This is a genomic window from Yoonia maricola (genome assembly GCF_002797915.1).
Taxonomy (GTDB): Bacteria; Pseudomonadota; Alphaproteobacteria; order Rhodobacterales; family Rhodobacteraceae; genus Yoonia; species Yoonia maricola.
Genome location: NZ_PGTY01000001.1, coordinates 691165 through 708026, shown reverse-complemented (window position 1 = coordinate 708026; position 16862 = coordinate 691165). Strand labels below are relative to the sequence as shown.

Here is a 16862-nt window from a genome sequence, read left to right as displayed (position 1 = left end):
GGTGGCGGTGACGCTGAAAGACGTTGCAGAACGTGCCGGGGTGTCCCGCTCTGCCGTGTCGCGTACCTATACCGAAGGGGCGTCGGTGTCTGAAAAGACCCGTGCGAAGGTTGAAAAAGCGGCGAACGCCTTGGGCTATAGCCCCAATGCGCTGGCCTCATCGCTGACAACCGGGCGGACCAAGCTGATTGGGCTGGTGTCCAACAACTTTCACAACCCGATTTTTCTGGAGGTCTTTGATCTTTTCACTAAAGGCCTGCAAGCGCGGGGCTTGCGGCCTTTGCTGGTCAACCTGACGGATGAGGTAAACCCTGAAAATTCCATCCGCATGCTACGCGCCTATTCGGTGGACGGTGTGATCGTGGCCTCATCTACCCTGCCTGCGACCTTTGCCGAAGGGTTCAAAGATGCCGGCGTGCCGGTCGTGCATTCCTTTGGGCGCCAGTCAGCCAGCCCCAAAGTGAACGTGCTGGGCATCGACAATATCGAGGCAGGGCGGATGGCGGCGCAAACACTGATTGATCGTGGGTATAAACGGGTGGCGTTCCTTGGCGGTCCAAAGTCCGCAACATCGACCCAGGACCGTTTCGCCGGGTTTGCCGAAGTGATGCGTGCGTCAGGGCGCGATATGACGGTCAGCTATGCCAACAATTACTCTTTCGAGGCAGGGCGGGCCGAGATGCAGCGCCTGTTACAGGAGGTGCCCGCCGAGGCGTATTTTTGCGGTGATGATGTGCTGTCGATTGGCGCGCTGTCGGCGATTGATGACGCAGGCCTTGCTGTGCCGCAAGATATTGGAATCATTGGCTTGAACGACATGGAGATGGCGGGTTGGGAAAACATCAACCTGACCACGATCCGCAATCCGATCAAGCAAATCATCAGCTCTTCGATTGAGCTGATCGAGGCGTCGCTGAAGGATGACAGCCGCTACCCGGAGGCACGGCTGTTCGCGTGTTCGATTGTCGAAAGGGGCACCTTACGCCCCCTCCTGTAAGGTGGGTTTAAACCCACCTTACCTGAACATCGGTGGGCGCGCGTCCAGCCACTTGCCCTCGGCTTTGCCAGACTCAGCAACCGCATAAACCGCGGCCATCGACCGCAATCCATCCTCAGCCCGTGGATAAAGGTTCGCGGCCGGATCCATCGTGCGACCCTCCTTGCGTGCGCTGATGGCTTCGGCCAGATCGGTGTAGATATTGGCAAAGGCCAGCGGCATCCCTTCGGCATGCCCGATAGTGACGCGCGTGGTGCGATCGCCCTCGGGTGACAGGTTTGCTTCGCCACGTTCGATAATCTGCAAACGCTCACCCAGCGGCATGTAATAGAGCTGGTTGGGGTGTTCCTGTGACCAGCGCAAGCCGCCGGTTTCGCCAAATACCTGAATACCCAAACCATGCTGGCGCCCAATCGCGACAGAGCTTGTCCACAGCCGCCCTACGGCCCCGCCATCCATGCGGAAATTCACCATTGCGTCGTCTTCCAAGGTGCGTACATCAATGCAAGATACTGTATCTGCTGATAATTTCGTCACTTCCTGTCCGGTGACGAAACTCGCCATATGCATCGCGTGAATGCCGCAATCTGCGAACTGTGCCGAGATACCGGCCTGTGCGGGATCATAGCGCCAGCGCACGCGGGGGTTATCGGCGTCGGTCGCATCGGCATGGTGACCATGGGCAAATTCGGCGTTGACCAGACGAACCTTGCCGATGTCGCCGCGAGCGATCATTGCCTTCATATGGCGGACCAGCGAATAGCCAGTGTAGCCATAGTTCACAGCGCAGATATTACCGGTTTTCTTGGCAATCTCGACGATCTCTTCGCCTTCTTCGACGGTCATGGTCATTGGCTTTTCGCAAAGCACGTGAAAGCCGTTTTCAAGGAAGGCTTTGGTGATTTCAAAATGCGTCGCATTTGGCGTCGCGACGGTCACCAGATCAACGCGATCATCGCGTTTCTTTTCGCCTTCAAGCATGTCCTGCCAACCGCCATAGGCCCGATCTCCAAGGCCGAGCCGTTTGCCATAGTCGATGCCGTATTCGGGTCGGTGGTCCAGCGCGCCTGCGCTGAACTCAAAAAGGCTATCCAGCCCAGCACCCAGCCTATGTGCCGGTCCGATTTGGCTGCCTTCGCCGCCACCAATCATACCCCATTGGAGTTTTGTCATCGTGTATGTCTTTCAAAGGAGGCTCAAAAGCCGATTGATTCCAGATAATTGCGGTTGCTTTCAGCATCTTCCAACGGCGTGCCGGGCAGGGATGGATCGCAATCTTGTTCAACTGTGCACCAGCCCTTGAAGCCAGCGTCCAGCAGGACTTGGCGGACCACCGGGAAATCCACGTCGCCTTGGCCGAGATTGCAGAAAATACCCTGACCGCAGGCCTTGTAGAAATCCGTGCGTTTGGCGACAACATCGGCCTTCACCACCGGGTCGATATCTTTGAAGTGCATGTAGCTGATCCGATCGATGTGCCGTTTCATAAAAGCCACGGGATCGTACCCCGCATAAGAATGGTGGCCAGTGTCGAAGCAAATTTTGAGGATGCTGGCGTCAACCTCATCCAAGAGCCGCTCTAACTCTGGCTCAAAGTCGATGAAGCCAGCGGCATGAGCATGTATTCCGACGGTCAGCCCGTAGTCCTCGGTTCCCATCTTGGCGATCGTGGCGATGCGATCACGAAAGGCGCTCCACTCGGCGGTGTCCATCTGCTCGGCCTCATCTGCGCGGCCTGCGGTGGGTGCGCGGCGCGGCGAGATGCTGTCGATCAACACCAGATGTTTGGCACCATGGGCGACTAAGGCCTCGCAGGTCCGTTTGGAGGCATCAACAACTTCATCCCATTTCGCGGCATCATGGAAGGGCCGAAAGACGACACCGCCGATAATGCTGAGGTCATTCTTGGCCAGTTCATCACGCAGGATTGCGGGGTCTTCCGGCATATAGCCAATAGGCCCAAGTTCGATCCCCTTATAACCTGCGCCCGCGCATTGGCTCAGGACCGATTGCCAAGTGGGATAGGCGGGATCAGAGGCGAATTCGATACCCCAGGAACAAGGCGCATTGCCGATTTGGATCATGTTTTTGGTCTTTCTTAGGTGTAGTCCGCGACCTTGACCCAGGCGTTCTTTGCACTGGATTCAAGGGCGGCAGTGACGATGCGGTTGACCTCTAGCCCTTCGGCAAAGGTTGGCCAGATGTTGGTTTTGGTCGCGATGGCGGTCAGGAAATCCTTGGCCTCGATGATAATTTGATCCTGATAGCCCGTGCCATGGCCGGGGCCTTGGCAGAAGGGCAGATAGTCGGGGTGAGTGGGACCGGTGAGAATTTTGCGAAAACCGCGTTCGGCTTCCGGGCCATCCATCGTGTAAAGGTGCAGGGCGTTCTGATCTTCCTGATCGAAACGGATGGCACCTTTTGTGCCATGAATTTCATAGGCATAGCCCATCTTGCGCCCTGTGGCGACCCGGCTGAAGAACAGGTGACCCTGCGCGCCATTTTCAAAGCGACACATCATTTGTGCTTGGTCATCATTCGTCACTGTCTCGGCGCCGCGCTTGGCATGCACCGTTTCAACCTGCGCACAGAGCGCCGTGATTGGTCCGATCAGTGCCCGTGCGCCGTTGATCATATGCGGCGCAAGGTCGCCCATCGTCCCGTTGGCCACACCTTGGGTGCGCCATGTGCCGGGCAGTGCAGGGTCGGCGAGGAAATCTTCAGTATGTTCGCCACGAAACCAGGTAATATCGCCGATCCGCCCTTCGGCGATGAGTTGGCGCGCGTATTGCGAGGCGGGGGTGCGGATGTAGTTGAAGCCGACCATATTGATCGCACCGCTGGCGTTTGCCGCATCCGTCATGGCGATTGAATCAGCCAAGCTCGCGCCAAGGGGTTTCTCGCAGAACACAGGTTTACCAAGCGCAAGGGCGGCGCAGGCGATGTTTCGATGTGTGTTTTGCGGTGAGGCGATCACGATGGCCTCGACCTTGGGGTCGTTCACCAGCATCTGCCAATTAGCTGTCCCACGCGCAAAGCCGAAGGCGCTTTTGTACCGTGCAGCCGAAGCTTCTGACGACGCGCAGACCATCTCCAACCGGGGCCGGAGTGCGGTATCAAACAGCGTTGCGACCGACCCATAGGCTGCTGCATGTGCTTTGCCCATGTAGCCGCCACCGACAATCCCGATGCCAATCTCTGCCATTGCTGGTGCTCCTCCCAAAAACCGGTTGCAACCGGTTGCAATTTTGGTATCGTTCTTTTAGGCCACAGGTCAATATGCAATCGTGACCAAAGTACAATTCGTACGCACTGCCGGGGGGAATATCATGAGGCAAGCTGTCGAAACAGTGACGCTGACTACGGCGCAGGCCATTGTGCGCTATCTGTCAAACCAATGGATTGTTGCCAATGGGGTGGAAACCCGCGTTTGCGGTGGCGGCTTTGGTATTTTCGGGCATGGCAATGTAACCTGCCTGGGCGAGGCTCTTTATGAACATCGTGCTGAACTGCCGCTTTATCGTGGGCAGAATGAGCAGGGGATGGGCTTCGCAGCAGCGGCCTATGCCAAAGCGTACAAGCGTCACCGTTTCATGTTCTGTACAGCCTCCGCTGGTCCCGGCACGGCAAATCTTTTGACCTCTGCCGCATTGGCCCATGCCAACCGTTTGCCTATGCTGATGCTATGTGGTGATGCGTTTCTGACGCGCCTGCCTGACCCGGTGTTGCAACAGTTGGAACATTTCGGCAATCCCACTTTCGGTGTGAATGACGCATTCAAGGCCGTCAGCCGCTATTGGGATCGGATCACGCATCCGGCACAAGTGATCCAGTCCTTGCCGGCCGCTTTGGCGACCATGCTGGATCCGGCTGATTGCGGCCCAGCCTTTATCGGCTTGCCGCAGGATGTGCAGGGGTGGACCTATGACTACCCTGTCAGTTTCTTTGAAAAACGTGTTCACCGTGTCCGGCGTCAGGCGCCTGATGAATATGAGGTTGCGCAGGCCGTTGCATTGCTCAAAGACGCCAAACGCCCAATGATTATCGCCGGCGGTGGTGTGCAGTATTCCGGGGCGGTTGCTGAATTGACCGCCTTTGCAGAGGCGACGGGGATCCCTGTCGTCGAAACCATCGCGGGGCGCGCGAATATGGTCCATGATCATCCGCTCAATATCGGGCCGATTGGTGTGACCGGTTCGGACTCCGCAAATGTGATTGCGGAAGAGGCCGATGTGATCCTTGCCGTCGGCACACGCTTGCAGGACTTCACCACCGGGTCCTGGACCGCATTTGCGCATGACGCCAAGATTATCGGTCTGAATGCGGCGCGCCATGACGCGGCCAAGCATCTGTCAACGACTGTTGTGGGCGATGCGCGGCTGGGGCTGGTGGCTTTGACTGCTGATTTAGCAAAATATCAAGCACCCGAAGGCTGGACCGCGAAGGCGACAGCAGAGCGCGCCAAATGGAACGATTACGTGGCCGAGAATACCCGCGTGGGCAATGGCCCTGCATCCTATGCCCAAGCGATCGGTGAGGTGAACCGGCTTTGTGACCCGCGCGACCGCGTGGTTGCGGCGGCGGGTGGTCTGCCTGCTGAAGTGACGGCCAATTGGAAAACACTGGATATCGGCACTGTTGACGTCGAATTTGGGTTTTCTTGCATGGGTTACGAGATTGCGGGCGGTTGGGGTGCGCGCATTGCGCAGGCGCAGATGGAGCCTGAACAGGATACCATCGTCTTTACCGGAGATGGATCGTATCTTTTGATGAACTCCGATATATACTCCTCTGTTATAACAGAGAAAAAGATGATCGTTATGGTGCTGGACAATGGTGGCTTTGCTGTCATCAACAAATTGCAAAACAACACCGGCAACGAAAGCTTTAATAACCTGATCGCGGATACACCAACAGCCACCACCAAAGTGGGCGTCGATTTTGAGGCCCACGCCAAGTCAATGGGTGCAGCAGCGGAAACGGTAAGTTCACCCGCTGAACTGGAGGCGGCATTCCTGCGCGCCAAAGCGGCGGACCGCACCTATGTTATTTGCATGAAGGTTGATCCTTACGAGGGCTGGACCACCGAAGGTCATGCATGGTGGGAAGTGGGAACGCCGCATGTCACAGGATCTGACAAGGTCCGCGCAGCGCATCTGGATTGGGAATCCACACGCCACAAGCAGCGTAAGGGTGTGTAATGCGCAGGTTTACCGCTGATACCGCCGAGGCAGGCGTCATTTCTCAGGAATTGATGCACGGCAAAGGCGCTGTGTTGATCACTGGCCTGTTTTCAGATGTGCAGATCGCTGAAGCACGCCAGATCATACACGCGCATTCGGAAGAGGCTGACAAGGTCACGCATTTTCAAGGGCAAGCTGAGGAGGATGGCCGCCTCGCGCTGCAACGAAGGGTTTGGAACCTGTTGGCAAAGGGTGATGTGTTCTCTGATATGGCAGCCCATCCTGTGATCATGAAGGTTTTACGGGGCTTTCTGGGAACCGAATTCATCATGGGCTCGATTGCCGCGAACCGTATTCTGCCCGGTGGGCCGGGGCAGGAACCGCATGTCGATTACCCGTATTGGGATATGTACAATGCCGAGACCCATCCTATCGGGTTGAACGCATCTTTTCCAATGAATGCACAAGTGTCCATCCTGCTGGATCCGTTTACCGCAGAGACCGGAGCGACAGCCTATGTGCCGGGATCGCAGAAAGAATTGCGCTATCCCACGGAAGCGGACGACTTCTATGGCAAATGTGAACGTATGTTGGGCGCGCCGGGCGATGTTGCCTTGTTCTTTGGCGCAGCATGGCATTGTGCGATGCCCAATACCTCTGACATTGATCGCAGCGCGGTTTTGATCAATTACGCGCCCAAATGGCTGACCCCGATTGAGGAAATGCATCAGGCTTTGCCGCCCGGTTTTGTAGAGGCGGCCTCGGACGATATGCGCCAACTTTTGGGTCTGAATTACCCGCACCCGCAATCCTTCGATGCCGCAGAGGCCCGCAACACAATAGGCCGCAAATGAACGCGCTTCTGGATGGGATACGGCAAAACAACTTTGTTGTTGTGGGGCGGGCAGGGATCGACCTTTATACCGATCCCGGTGTGGCGACCGAGGATGCAGAGACGGTGAACGTCGGTCTTGGTGGATCATCCGCCAATATTGCGGCGGGCATTTGTAAACTGGGAGGTCAGGCGTCGCTGGTAACGCGTGTGTCGGATGACAGTATCGGCAGCTACTGTATCGGACAGCTTAAGCGTTATGGCGTTGGTACGGATTATGTCACGCCTGTGGGCGGTGAGTATCGCAATTCGCTGGCGCTCTACGAAAGCCGGGTAGAAGGGCACCGCAATGTGATCTACCGCAATGGTGCCGCTGATTTTCAGATGGATGCCGATGATGTGGCAGCGGTTGATTATGGCAAGTTTGGTGCGCTGATCACCGCAGGTACGGTCTTTGCTGCTGAACCTTCGCGCAGTGCCACTTTTGACGCCTTTGATCGCGCCAAGGCCGTGGGCCTGCCGATTATCTTTGACGTGGATTACCGCCCTTATTCGTGGCCATCGCCAAAGGTTGCTGAAAAGGTGCTGAGCCGGGCCGCCGCTGCGTCTGATATGATTGTCGGCAATGACGAAGAATTCGGTTTTATGGCAGGTGGCATCGACAAGGGTCTCGCCAAAGCCAAAGCGCTTGCCGAGGATACGGCCACCGTTGTTGTCTATAAGATGGGTGAGAAGGGCGCTGTGACTTTTGCCGGTGATAAGGAAATCCGCACGGGTATTTGGCCAGTCGATGCGCTGAAACCCACCGGTGCTGGCGACAGCTTTATGGCAGGCATGGTCACAGGTCTGGCCGAGGGCCAAAGCCTGCATGATGCGATACTGCGTGGCTCTGCCTGCGCGTCCATTACCGTATCCCGCCCCGGTTGCGCACCCGCGATGGCTGATACATCGACACTGACCCAATTCATGGCCGACCATCCTGGCCCGACAGACGCTTAAAGGAACACGCCTATGCATATCCCGCCGTTTGATAACCAGAACAAGCCGATCGTCGATGTAGATGATCCAACTGTTCCGCTGAATTACTTCAACATAGTGAAGATGACGAAAGGACAGGCGTTTGAATATGCGGTACCGGGATACGAGACTTGCATCGTGCCAGCGACCGGGACCGTTGATATTGAGATTGAAGGGTTCAAGGCAGATGGGATCGGCGACCGGACCGAGGACGTTTGGGATGGTGAGCCGGAAGGGGTTTATGTGCCCGTGGGGGCCAAGGCGGTGATGGTCTGCACGTCAGATGAGGCAGAGGTGTTTGTTTGCGGCGCGCGCTATGACAAGGTGCTTGAAGCTTTTGCCGTGCGTAAGGATGAGCTGGATCTGGTGCAATACGGGTCTGACGACACCAAAACTCACCGTAAGATCAAGCATATCCTTGGCACAAAATATCACGACAAGGTTGGCCGTTTGCTGGTGTCTGAGTTGTTTACCGTGGGCGAGGGCGGCTGGTCCGGTTTCCCGTCGCATAAACACGACACCGACCGTCTGCCTGACGAAACGCGGCATGATGAGACCTATAACTTCCGCTTCAAGCCGAACCATGGTTCTGGCGTGCAAATGCTCCAGCGCGAGGATGGCAAGGCGGGGGATGCCTATCACATCGTTGATGGGTCCACGATCTGCCTCGATAGCGGCTATCACCCCTGTGCGGTGTTGCCGGGCTATCAGATGTATTATTTCACCATTCTGGGTGGTTTGTCGCAGCGTAGCCTGATCCAGTACTTCCAGCCGTCACATGCCTATCAGATCGAAACCATACCGGGCATCAAAGACATGATTGCCAAGTTCAAATGACCCTTGTGACGTTAAAAGACGTGCTGCAACCTGCGTTGCAGCAAGGTTACGCCGTGGGCGGGTTGGTCTGTCTGGGCTGGGAAGACATGCGTGCCTATGTGGCGGCGGCGGAGGCTGAAAACTGCCCGGTGATCCTGCAAGCGGGGCCAGGGTGCCGGGCGCATACGCCTTTGCCCGTTTTGGGCAAGATGTTCCGGCATTTGGCGGAAGAGGCGTCAGTGCCTGTCGTAGCGCATCTGGATCATGGTTACACCTATGATGAATGCGCGGAAGCGTTGGATTCCGGATTCACATCATTGATGTTTGACGGGTCGCGCAAGCCGTTGGCTGACAACATTAAGGAAACGCTGCAAATATCTGAATTAGCACATAATACGGGGATTTCCTGTGAAGGCGAAATTGGGTTTGTTGGCTATGCCGGCGGCGAGGGTTCGGCGGGAACTGATCCGATGGAAGCCGCTGAATTTGCACGCGAAACGGGCGTTGATGCGATGGCCATTTCCGTCGGGAACGTGCATTTGCAGCAAGACAAGGAAGGTGGATTGGATGAGCCGCGGATTGCGGCTATTCAAGCGGTCACGGATGTGCCGTTGGTCATTCACGGTGGCTCGGGCGTCCCTGTCTTGCAACGTAAGGTGTTGGCCCAGAATACAAATATCTGCAAGTTTAACATCGGGACCGAGCTGCGCATGGCCTTTGGTGCGGCAATGCGGGACGCGGTCAACCGGGACCCTGATCGGTTTGATCGCGTGGCGATCCTGAAAGAAACACATGATCCTGTGATGGCGGCTGCATGCAGCGTGCTGCGCAATCTGAAAGGGTAGGGCATTGATTAATATCGGTATTTTAGGCTGTGGCAGGATCGGTCAGGTCCATGGTGCGACGCTGCGCGGCATGACAAACGCGCGCGCTGCCGCTGTCGCGGATGCGATGCCCGAAGCGGCTGCCGCCTTGGCGACCGCAACCGGTGCCAAAGTGATGGACGCAGACGCATTGATCAACGATCCGGGCATTGACGCGATCATCATCGGCACGCCGACGACAACGCATTATGATCTGATCCATGCGGCCGCCGCGGCAGGTAAGGCGATTTTTTGCGAAAAACCCATCGATCTGTCGGTTGCGCGCATCAAGGACTGTCTTGCCGTGGTCGCAGATGCGGGCGTCCCCTTCATGACGGCGTTCAATCGGCGCTTTGACCCTAATTTCGCGCATCTCCAGCGACAGATCGCGGATCAAGCCATTGGAAACGTAGAACTTGTCACCATCCTGTCGCGTGATCCGGCACCACCGCCAATTGGCTATGTCAAAACCTCTGGCGGGATTTTCCGCGATATGATGATCCATGATCTGGATATGGCCCGGTTTTTACTGGGCGAAGAGCCGGTTGAGCTGTCGGCGGCAGCGTCCTGCCTTGTTGACCCAGACATCGGGCAGGCGGGTGATTTTGATACGGCTGTCGTGACGCTGAAAACCGCCAGTGGCAAGATTTGTCAAATCTCAAACTCGCGCCGGGCGACATATGGCTATGATCAACGTATTGAGGTCCATGGCAGTGCCGGAATGTTGCGTGCCGATAATATGCTTGCGCATACCGTAGAGCTTTCAAACGCGGATGGCATGAGCAAGGCGGCGACACAGCCGTTTTTCCTTGAACGCTATGCGGCGGCCTATCGCGCTGAAATGGAACATTTCGTGGCCGCGCTTGAAAGTGGTGCGGCAGTCACACCAACGGGCGAGGATGGGTTGAAAGCGCAGGTGCTGGCGGATGCGGCAGATGCAGCCGCGCGGGACGGTCTGAGGAAGATGCTTTAGGGCCAGTGGTTCTGCGCTTTTCGAATGAAAGGCGAATGCGACACTGCGTCTGAGCGCAACAGGCCCTGATCATCAAAGTCGCCGTCTGCGTTGAATGTCATCCGCGGCAAGTCGTCATATTTGGCGATGGTCTGGGCATGGCGGGTCAATTCTGTGCCCAGACGTGTTTCAAGGCCGCTCTGCGCGTCGCCGCGATGATAGCCGTGCACGCCGTGGATGATCTTAGGCGCAAGCACATCCAGACCCAGATACCGTAGAGTATAGGCTAGGGGCCAAAGATGCAGCGCAACATCGCCTTCCTTGCCGTTATAGGCGCTTTCCGCAGCGTCAGAACCTGTGGTAACACAAAACAAGGCTGACTTGCCCTGACATTGACCAGTGTCGAACCGTGCAGCTGTGCTGTGCAGCGCGCCGTTGGCCAAGACGCGCTCGCACCAACCCTTGATCATCGCGGGGGGTGCAAACCACCATAAAGGAAAATGAAAGATCAGCCTGTCTGCAGCCCTGATCCTCGCGATTTCATCGTTGACGATTTGCGGTAGCGTTCCGTTATGTGCGGCGGCCTCTTGCGTTTTCAGGACATCAAAAGGCATGCCTGCATGTACTGATGGATAATGGCCCGCTGCTTCCGCCGGATCAAAACCCATCGCATAAAGGTCGGAGACCGTAACTTTCTGCCCAAGCGACATGCAAGCCTCACGCGTTGTGGCGGCCCAGTCTGCGGTAAAGGACTTTGGGTCAGGGTGGGCGAGGATGACATGCGTTGTGGTCATGGCGTCGGTTTTGCGGCTTTTACAATGGGTTGCAGGCCTGATCATAGATGGTCAGAACGCGTTGCACACTGCCTTTCAACAATGCGGCTGCTGTTGGGTCTTGCGCGCCAGACATAACCCCCGGCCACGCCATCGGCAGATACTGCGAGATCAGGGTTTCCGGGATCGGCTTATCGGCAAGACGGGCAATCAAGTCTTGCACCAGCGCCTCTGCCTCACTGGTGGCCCAGTAATACCGGATGCGATCCGAATAGCTAAAATGCCTTTGCAGGCGCTGGTTATCGGCGCTGCCGTGGTAATAGCCTTGCCAGTGTTCAGGATGCGCGATCATCAGGTTTTCCATACCGGATTGCAACGATGCAACGCCCGTGAGTTCCTGCGCGATAGCGTCCAACCCATAGAGCGCCTCGCGCAAGGCGAAGGTCAACCATGGGCCAACCTTGAGGATCGCAAAGCCGTCATTGACCAAGGCTGCAAGGGCCTCTGGTGATTGGTAGTCGGTTGAATGGGCCTCATAGATCAGCCCCATGTTCTTGCGGGCCTGTGATAGTGGTGCGGCAGCTACGGGCGCGTAGGGCACGACATTTTCATGTCCGAACTCCACCCCCGGCTGGACGACCAAACTGACGATCCGATCAATGGCCTTGCCAAGCCCTGCTGATCGAAAAGCCTCTTTATGCAGACCGACCGTTGTTGCCGCATCTGTGGGTGATGTCAGGGTTAGTGTCTCGACATGCTCTGTTGCGCCGCCCGGCACCGGCACTTCAGTTCCGATGACATAAACGATGTTTTGGCCTGCGGCGTGATCTTCGGCAACGGTGGCCAGGCTGGCCGCACGGGTGGTGATCACCTCTTCAGAAAGGGGCGCAGTATCATCGGCGCAGGCCATGCTTGTATCAAGGTGGATCTTGCCGAAACCGGCGGCGGCATAGGCTGCAACCATGGCCTTGGCTTTGTCCATCGCTTGCGCAGCGGGCAAATGTCGCCATGGATTTGGGCCCAAATGATCGCCGCCGAGGATCAGATTATTGGTGTCAAAGCCCTCGGATTGAGCCGACTGGTGCACGCGGGCGTGAAAGTCCGCCGGCGTCATCCCTGTATAGCCGCCGTCCTGATTTACTTGATTACACGTGGCCTCGATCAACACAGGACGGTCACTCTTTGCCCCCTGTGCCAGCGTTGCGGCGAGCACGATGGGGTGAGCAGAACAGATCGCCGCGATTCCCTTTGGGTTTCCAAAGTCATGGGCGGTAATCAGGTCGCTCAGATAAGATGTCTGCATGGTGCTGCTCCACTTTCGATACATTCAAAATATCAATAATGATCATTTTATTGATTGACAATGATCATTACTGATTAATAACTTGATCGTATTCGAAGGATTCTGCATGAAAACCGACCGCGCTACCGCCATTCGTCAAACGCTGTTCTCGAACGGGCATATGTCTATTCCCGAGATTGCTGAGGCTGTCGGCGCGTCCGAACCAACCGTGCGCCGTGATCTGGCCGCACTTGAGCTTGATGGCGCGATCACCCGCACGCATGGCGGTGCGCAGATCGCCGATGCCTCCGCAACCGAGATTGAGTTTGAAAGCCGGGAGCAGATAAACTTGGAAGCCAAGCGTGCGATTGGCGAGGCCGCATATGCGCAATTGCGGCCGGGATCAGTTGTATTCTTGGATGCAGGAACAACAGTGCTGCAACTGGCACGGCTTATCCGGCTGCGGCCTATGGCGCTGAGCGTCTTTACCAATTGTCTTCCCGTGGCCCAGATGCTGATGCCCTTGCAAGAGGTGTCAGTCGCCCTTTTGGGTGGCACATTGCGGATGCAGAACGCGTCAATGGTCGGACCACTTGCCGAGGCTGCGCTGGATCAGCTGTGGTTTGATCAATTGTTCTTGGGTGCGACTGCGATTGCGCCTGATCTGTCGATCTATTCGACAAACGAAAACGAAGCGCGGTTGAACCGTCTCATGTTGGGCCGCGCCGAGCAGTCCATTGTCCTGACCGACAGCAGTAAGCTTGGGGCCCGCGCAACCCACCGGGTCATGCCCTTGGACAGTCGCATGTCGATCATTACTGACGCCGGTGCTGCCACTGATTGGACAGCAAAAATCGCTGAGACAGGCGCAGGCCTTTCCATCGTGGACCCGAAATGATGGATCAGGTTGTAGGCATTGACGCAGGCGGCACGAAGACGTTGATAATAGCTGTGGATGCCGCCGCGAATGTGCAGGGTGTTGTGCGTACCAAAGGTTTTGATCCGACCCAGACATCTGATGCCAGACAACAGCTCAGGGCCATATTGGACGACGTCCCGATCAATGACGCGGTGACGCTTGGGCTACCATACTATCAGGAAATCCCCGAAATAACTGCTTCACAAGATAGCATCGTCCAAGACCTTTTGGGCGCGCAGGCCTGCATCATGAATGACGTGGCTCTCGCGCAATTTGCCGCTTTCGCGGGCGGAGAGGGCGTGTTGATCCTTGCAGGAACCGGCTCAATGGCGTGGGCGCAAGGCCCGCTGGGCACGTCGCGGGCAGGCGGGTTTGGTGATCTTTTTGGCGACGAAGGATCAGCTTATTGGATTGGGTGCCGTGCGCTTGCCTTTGCGTCGCGTCAGATCGATGGGCGGGACGCGGATACCGGTTTTGCCAAATCCCTTTGCGTTCAAATTGATATCGCATTGGAAGAGCTGATGGCATGGGCCTATACGACCGAAAACCGCCGCGCGCATATCGCAGGTATCGCGGGCGCGGTGTCCCAACTTGCCCGACAAAACGATGCGACAGCCCTGGCTATCCTGCGGCAGGCGGCCCGTGAACTGGTTGCAATCGGCGTTGCTGCGGCAGGCGCTGCTGGGCTGTCTGACACATTTGTGTGGTCTTACGCGGGCGGTGTCTTATCCGACGATACGGTTTTGTCATTTGTGAGTGAGGGTATTGGACACCCGCCCAAAACGCCGCTGTTACCACCCGTAGGTGGAGCTGCCTTCGATGCCGCACGTCGTGTCGGTTGGCAGGTGGACGATGCATGGGTCGCGACATTGGCCAAAAATCTGGCGGCAGAGGACGTTTCATGAGCGGCCTCAACTTAAACTGAAAGGGCTTTTTATGCCATCGATTACCGAACAGGTTATGCGTGATCAATTTGACTATTTGGCTGATGCCATCGCACAGCCCTTGCCCGATATTGGGGGGCGTACGCTGGTCTTTCTTGGCTGTGGGACGTCATACTATCTGGCACAAATACTTGCGGCGGCCGCAAACTTGGCCGGACGGCCCGCGATTGCCGCGCCAAGTGCTGAATGGATACAACGGCCCACCGCCTATCTGGCTGATCTGACCGGTGCGATGGTCATTGGCCTGTCGCGGTCAGGCATGACAACCGAAACCGTCAATGCCATGCGCATGGCGCGCGCAGGTGGGCTTGGGACGCTGGGTATATCCTGCGCGGCTGACAGTGATATTTTAGGTGCGGCTGAACACAGCATCTATCTACCCACTGATCCGCGCGAAGGCATTGTCATGACTGTGTCAGCAAGCCTGATGCTTTTGGCTGGGCTGCGGCTGCTCGGGCAGAGCGTCACCGCCAAAGACCTTATCGTAGGCAAAGAGGTCATGCAGGCGATGCAAGACAGTGCGGGCCTACTGAAACAAGGCCAACACCTTGTCTATCTGGGTGCTGGGCCATTCTTTGGTTTGGCAAATGAAGGTGCGTTAAAGGTGCAGGAAATGAGCCTGAGCTATGCGCAGGCCTTTCATCCACTGGAATACCGCCATGGCCCTATTTCATTGATCGATGAGGCGTCGTTGGTGACGATCATTTATGCGCCCGACAGCGCGCCGGAAGAGGCCCTTGTCGCCAAAGACGTGCAGGCCAAAGGGGCGCGTGTCATCGGGTTGGGTGGTCCGGGTGATCTGACTATTCCCATTCCTGACCGTGGGCCCGTCTCGGCGCTGATCGCCTTGCCCGCACTACAATTAATGGGCGAGATGGTCGCCCTGCGCAAAAACCTGAACACTGAAACGCCCAGACACCTGTCAAAGGTTGTCATGCTGAGCGAGGGATAAAAAATGGCAAAGATTACACTGGTTGGCGCGGGTTCTACGGTTTTTGCGCAGAATATTCTGGGTGATGTCCTGTCCAATCCTGAATTATCCGACAGTGAGATCGCACTGTTTGATATTGATGCAGAACGGCTTGCTACATCGGAAATCATGACCCGCCGTATCGGGTCGACACTTGGTTTGACAGATTTACGCGTGAACGCCACGACAGACCGCCGGGCTGCTTTGCAAGACTCGGATTTTGTTATTCTGATGATGCAGATCGGGGGCTATAAGCCGTCGACAGTGACGGATTTCGATGTGCCCAAGCAGTTCGGCCTGCGCCAGACCATCGCTGACACATTGGGCATTGGCGGCATCTTCCGCGCTTTGCGCACAATCCCTGTTGTGTTCGATATCGCGCGCGACATGGCAGAGCTTTGCCCCAACGCCTTGATGATGAACTACGTCAATCCCATGGCGATGATCACATGGGCGATGCAGGAGAAATACCCGGATATCGCCTATGTCGGCCTCTGCCACTCTGTTCAGGAAACATCGACCCATCTGGCCGAGGTGCTGGGTGAGGACATTACCCAGATTGATTATCGCGCCGCCGGGATTAACCATGTGTCGTTCTTTTCAGAGTTCACCAAACGTCTGCCCAACGGCGAGATCAAGGACCTTTACCCCCGGTTGCGCGAGATGGCGGCTGCGGGTGATGCGCCCAAGGGCGACAAGGTCCGTTTTGAGGTGATGAAACACTTTGGTCATTTCGTTACCGAAAGCAGTGAACATTTCAGCGAATACACCCCATGGTTCATCAAGCAGGCCCGCCCCGAGTTGGCGGCCCAATTTGAAGTGCCCCTTGATGAATATATCACGCGTTGTGAAGATCAGATCAGCGAGTGGGAAACGCTGAAAGCCGAACTTGAGGATGAAAGCCGCCCGCTGGAGGTCGAACAATCCAATGAATATGCCGCAGGCATCATTCACGGGATGGTCACCGGCACTAATCACCTGATCTATGGCAACGTGCGCAACAATGGGTTGATCGAAAACCTGCCTCATAATGCCGCCGTGGAAGTGGCTTGCCATGTTGACCGCAATGGCATTCAACCTATCAAATTTGGCAAGGTGAAACCGCAGCTTGCCGCGCTGATGCGCTGGCAGATCAACGTGCAGGAAGCCACCGTTGAGGCAGCTTTGACCAGCAAGCGCGAGCATATTTACCACGCCGCCATGCTTGATCCGCACACAGCGGCAGAGCTTTCACTGGATGAAATCCGCCAGCTTTGTGATGCGATGATCGATGCGCATGGCAATTACCTTCCGGCATATCACTGAGGCGCGCGG

16 protein-coding genes are annotated in these 16862 nt (G+C 56.5%); 11 read left to right on the top strand and 5 right to left on the bottom strand.

Annotation, left to right across the window (positions count from 1 at the left end):
• Position 1 precedes the first annotated feature (1 nt).
• The gene (locus tag BC777_RS03535; RefSeq protein ID WP_245834141.1) at positions 2–997 is read left to right on the top strand and encodes a LacI family DNA-binding transcriptional regulator; all 996 of its coding nucleotides are present in this window, start codon (positions 2–4) and stop codon (positions 995–997) included.
• Positions 998–1015: 18 nt separating this feature from the next.
• Here the strand turns inward: BC777_RS03535 and BC777_RS03530 are convergent, their stop codons facing one another.
• The 3 genes from BC777_RS03530 to BC777_RS03520 are packed head-to-tail and all read right to left on the bottom strand — an operon-like array spanning position 1016 to position 4202.
• Positions 1016–2170, bottom strand: a complete 1155-nt coding sequence (locus BC777_RS03530; protein ID WP_100366762.1) for a Gfo/Idh/MocA family protein — start codon at positions 2168–2170, stop codon at positions 1016–1018.
• 23 nt (positions 2171–2193) lie between these two features.
• Complete coding sequence (locus BC777_RS03525) at positions 2194–3081, bottom strand: sugar phosphate isomerase/epimerase family protein (protein WP_100366761.1); 888 nt, start codon at positions 3079–3081, stop codon at positions 2194–2196.
• A gap of 14 nt (positions 3082–3095) precedes the next feature.
• The gene (locus tag BC777_RS03520; protein WP_100366760.1) at positions 3096–4202 is read right to left on the bottom strand and encodes a Gfo/Idh/MocA family protein; all 1107 of its coding nucleotides are present in this window, start codon (positions 4200–4202) and stop codon (positions 3096–3098) included.
• 124 nt (positions 4203–4326) lie between these two features.
• On the opposite strand from BC777_RS03520, the gene iolD reads away from it, so the two are divergent.
• From iolD to iolG, 6 genes are read left to right on the top strand one after another with little or no spacing between them, the layout of a single operon-like run.
• A complete protein-coding gene (gene iolD, locus BC777_RS03515) occupies positions 4327–6198 on the top strand; it encodes a 3D-(3,5/4)-trihydroxycyclohexane-1,2-dione acylhydrolase (decyclizing) (RefSeq protein ID WP_100366759.1) in 1872 nt (623 codons plus the stop codon).
• Positions 6198–7034, top strand: coding sequence for a phytanoyl-CoA dioxygenase family protein (locus BC777_RS03510; RefSeq protein ID WP_100366758.1), 837 nt, complete (start codon positions 6198–6200; stop codon positions 7032–7034). Before iolD ends, BC777_RS03510 begins: the two co-directional genes overlap by 1 nt.
• A complete protein-coding gene (locus BC777_RS03505) occupies positions 7031–8011 on the top strand; it encodes a PfkB family carbohydrate kinase (RefSeq protein WP_100366757.1) in 981 nt (326 codons plus the stop codon). The genes BC777_RS03510 and BC777_RS03505 overlap by 4 nt, the downstream gene beginning before the upstream one ends.
• Positions 8012–8023: 12 nt before the next feature.
• Positions 8024–8866, top strand: coding sequence for a 5-deoxy-glucuronate isomerase (locus BC777_RS03500; protein ID WP_100366756.1), 843 nt, complete (start codon positions 8024–8026; stop codon positions 8864–8866).
• Complete coding sequence (locus tag BC777_RS03495; RefSeq protein ID WP_100366755.1) at positions 8863–9690, top strand: class II fructose-bisphosphate aldolase; 828 nt, start codon at positions 8863–8865, stop codon at positions 9688–9690. The genes BC777_RS03500 and BC777_RS03495 overlap by 4 nt, the downstream gene beginning before the upstream one ends.
• Positions 9691–9694: 4 nt before the next feature.
• On the top strand, positions 9695–10681 hold the full coding sequence (gene iolG, locus BC777_RS03490) for an inositol 2-dehydrogenase (protein WP_100366754.1): 987 nt from the start codon (positions 9695–9697) through the stop codon (positions 10679–10681).
• On the opposite strand, the gene BC777_RS03485 is transcribed toward iolG, so the two are convergent.
• Together BC777_RS03485 and BC777_RS03480 are read right to left on the bottom strand one after the other, a co-directional pair.
• Positions 10678–11454 carry an NAD(P)H-dependent oxidoreductase gene (locus BC777_RS03485; RefSeq protein WP_100367982.1) on the bottom strand — a complete coding sequence of 259 codons (777 nt, stop codon included), beginning with the start codon at positions 11452–11454 and terminating at the stop codon, positions 10678–10680. The two genes, iolG and BC777_RS03485, sit on opposite strands and share 4 nt — an antisense overlap.
• A gap of 19 nt (positions 11455–11473) precedes the next feature.
• Positions 11474–12736, bottom strand: a complete 1263-nt coding sequence (locus tag BC777_RS03480; RefSeq protein ID WP_100366753.1) for a D-tagatose-bisphosphate aldolase, class II, non-catalytic subunit — start codon at positions 12734–12736, stop codon at positions 11474–11476.
• A 106-nt stretch (positions 12737–12842) separates the two neighbouring features.
• Here BC777_RS03480 and BC777_RS03475 point away from each other — a divergent pair, with 106 nt between their 5' ends.
• From BC777_RS03475 to BC777_RS03460, 4 genes are read left to right on the top strand one after another with little or no spacing between them, the layout of a single operon-like run.
• Entirely contained in the window at positions 12843–13613 is a 771-nt protein-coding gene (locus tag BC777_RS03475; RefSeq protein WP_100366752.1) for a DeoR/GlpR family DNA-binding transcription regulator, read from the top strand.
• Positions 13610–14539, top strand: a complete 930-nt coding sequence (locus BC777_RS03470) for a BadF/BadG/BcrA/BcrD ATPase family protein (protein WP_100366751.1) — start codon at positions 13610–13612, stop codon at positions 14537–14539. The genes BC777_RS03475 and BC777_RS03470 overlap by 4 nt, the downstream gene beginning before the upstream one ends.
• A 31-nt stretch (positions 14540–14570) precedes the next feature.
• The gene (locus BC777_RS03465; protein ID WP_100366750.1) at positions 14571–15530 is read left to right on the top strand and encodes an SIS domain-containing protein; all 960 of its coding nucleotides are present in this window, start codon (positions 14571–14573) and stop codon (positions 15528–15530) included.
• Positions 15531–15533: 3 nt separating this feature from the next.
• Positions 15534–16853 carry an alpha-glucosidase/alpha-galactosidase gene (locus BC777_RS03460; protein ID WP_100366749.1) on the top strand — a complete coding sequence of 440 codons (1320 nt, stop codon included), beginning with the start codon at positions 15534–15536 and terminating at the stop codon, positions 16851–16853.
• The last annotated feature ends 9 nt before the right edge of the window (positions 16854–16862 follow it).

Bases quoted from the DNA above. Each gene is read 5' to 3' on its own strand.
- BC777_RS03510 (WP_100366758.1), top strand. From the start codon at position 6,198: ATGCGCAGGTTTACCGCTGATACCGCCGAGGCAGGCGTCATTTCTCAG.
- BC777_RS03465 (WP_100366750.1), top strand. From the start codon at position 14,571: ATGCCATCGATTACCGAACAGGTTATGCGTGATCAATTTGACTATTTG.
- BC777_RS03525 (WP_100366761.1), bottom strand. From the start codon at position 3,081: ATGATCCAAATCGGCAATGCGCCTTGTTCCTGGGGTATCGAATTCGCC.
- BC777_RS03530 (WP_100366762.1), bottom strand. From the start codon at position 2,170: ATGACAAAACTCCAATGGGGTATGATTGGTGGCGGCGAAGGCAGCCAA.
- BC777_RS03500 (WP_100366756.1), top strand. From the start codon at position 8,024: ATGCATATCCCGCCGTTTGATAACCAGAACAAGCCGATCGTCGATGTA.
- BC777_RS03470 (WP_100366751.1), top strand. From the start codon at position 13,610: ATGATGGATCAGGTTGTAGGCATTGACGCAGGCGGCACGAAGACGTTG.
- iolD (WP_100366759.1), top strand. From the start codon at position 4,327: ATGAGGCAAGCTGTCGAAACAGTGACGCTGACTACGGCGCAGGCCATT.
- BC777_RS03475 (WP_100366752.1), top strand. From the start codon at position 12,843: ATGAAAACCGACCGCGCTACCGCCATTCGTCAAACGCTGTTCTCGAAC.
- BC777_RS03485 (WP_100367982.1), bottom strand. From the start codon at position 11,454: ATGACCACAACGCATGTCATCCTCGCCCACCCTGACCCAAAGTCCTTT.
- BC777_RS03520 (WP_100366760.1), bottom strand. From the start codon at position 4,202: ATGGCAGAGATTGGCATCGGGATTGTCGGTGGCGGCTACATGGGCAAA.
- BC777_RS03460 (WP_100366749.1), top strand. From the start codon at position 15,534: ATGGCAAAGATTACACTGGTTGGCGCGGGTTCTACGGTTTTTGCGCAG.
- BC777_RS03495 (WP_100366755.1), top strand. From the start codon at position 8,863: ATGACCCTTGTGACGTTAAAAGACGTGCTGCAACCTGCGTTGCAGCAA.
- BC777_RS03480 (WP_100366753.1), bottom strand. From the start codon at position 12,736: ATGCAGACATCTTATCTGAGCGACCTGATTACCGCCCATGACTTTGGA.
- BC777_RS03505 (WP_100366757.1), top strand. From the start codon at position 7,031: ATGAACGCGCTTCTGGATGGGATACGGCAAAACAACTTTGTTGTTGTG.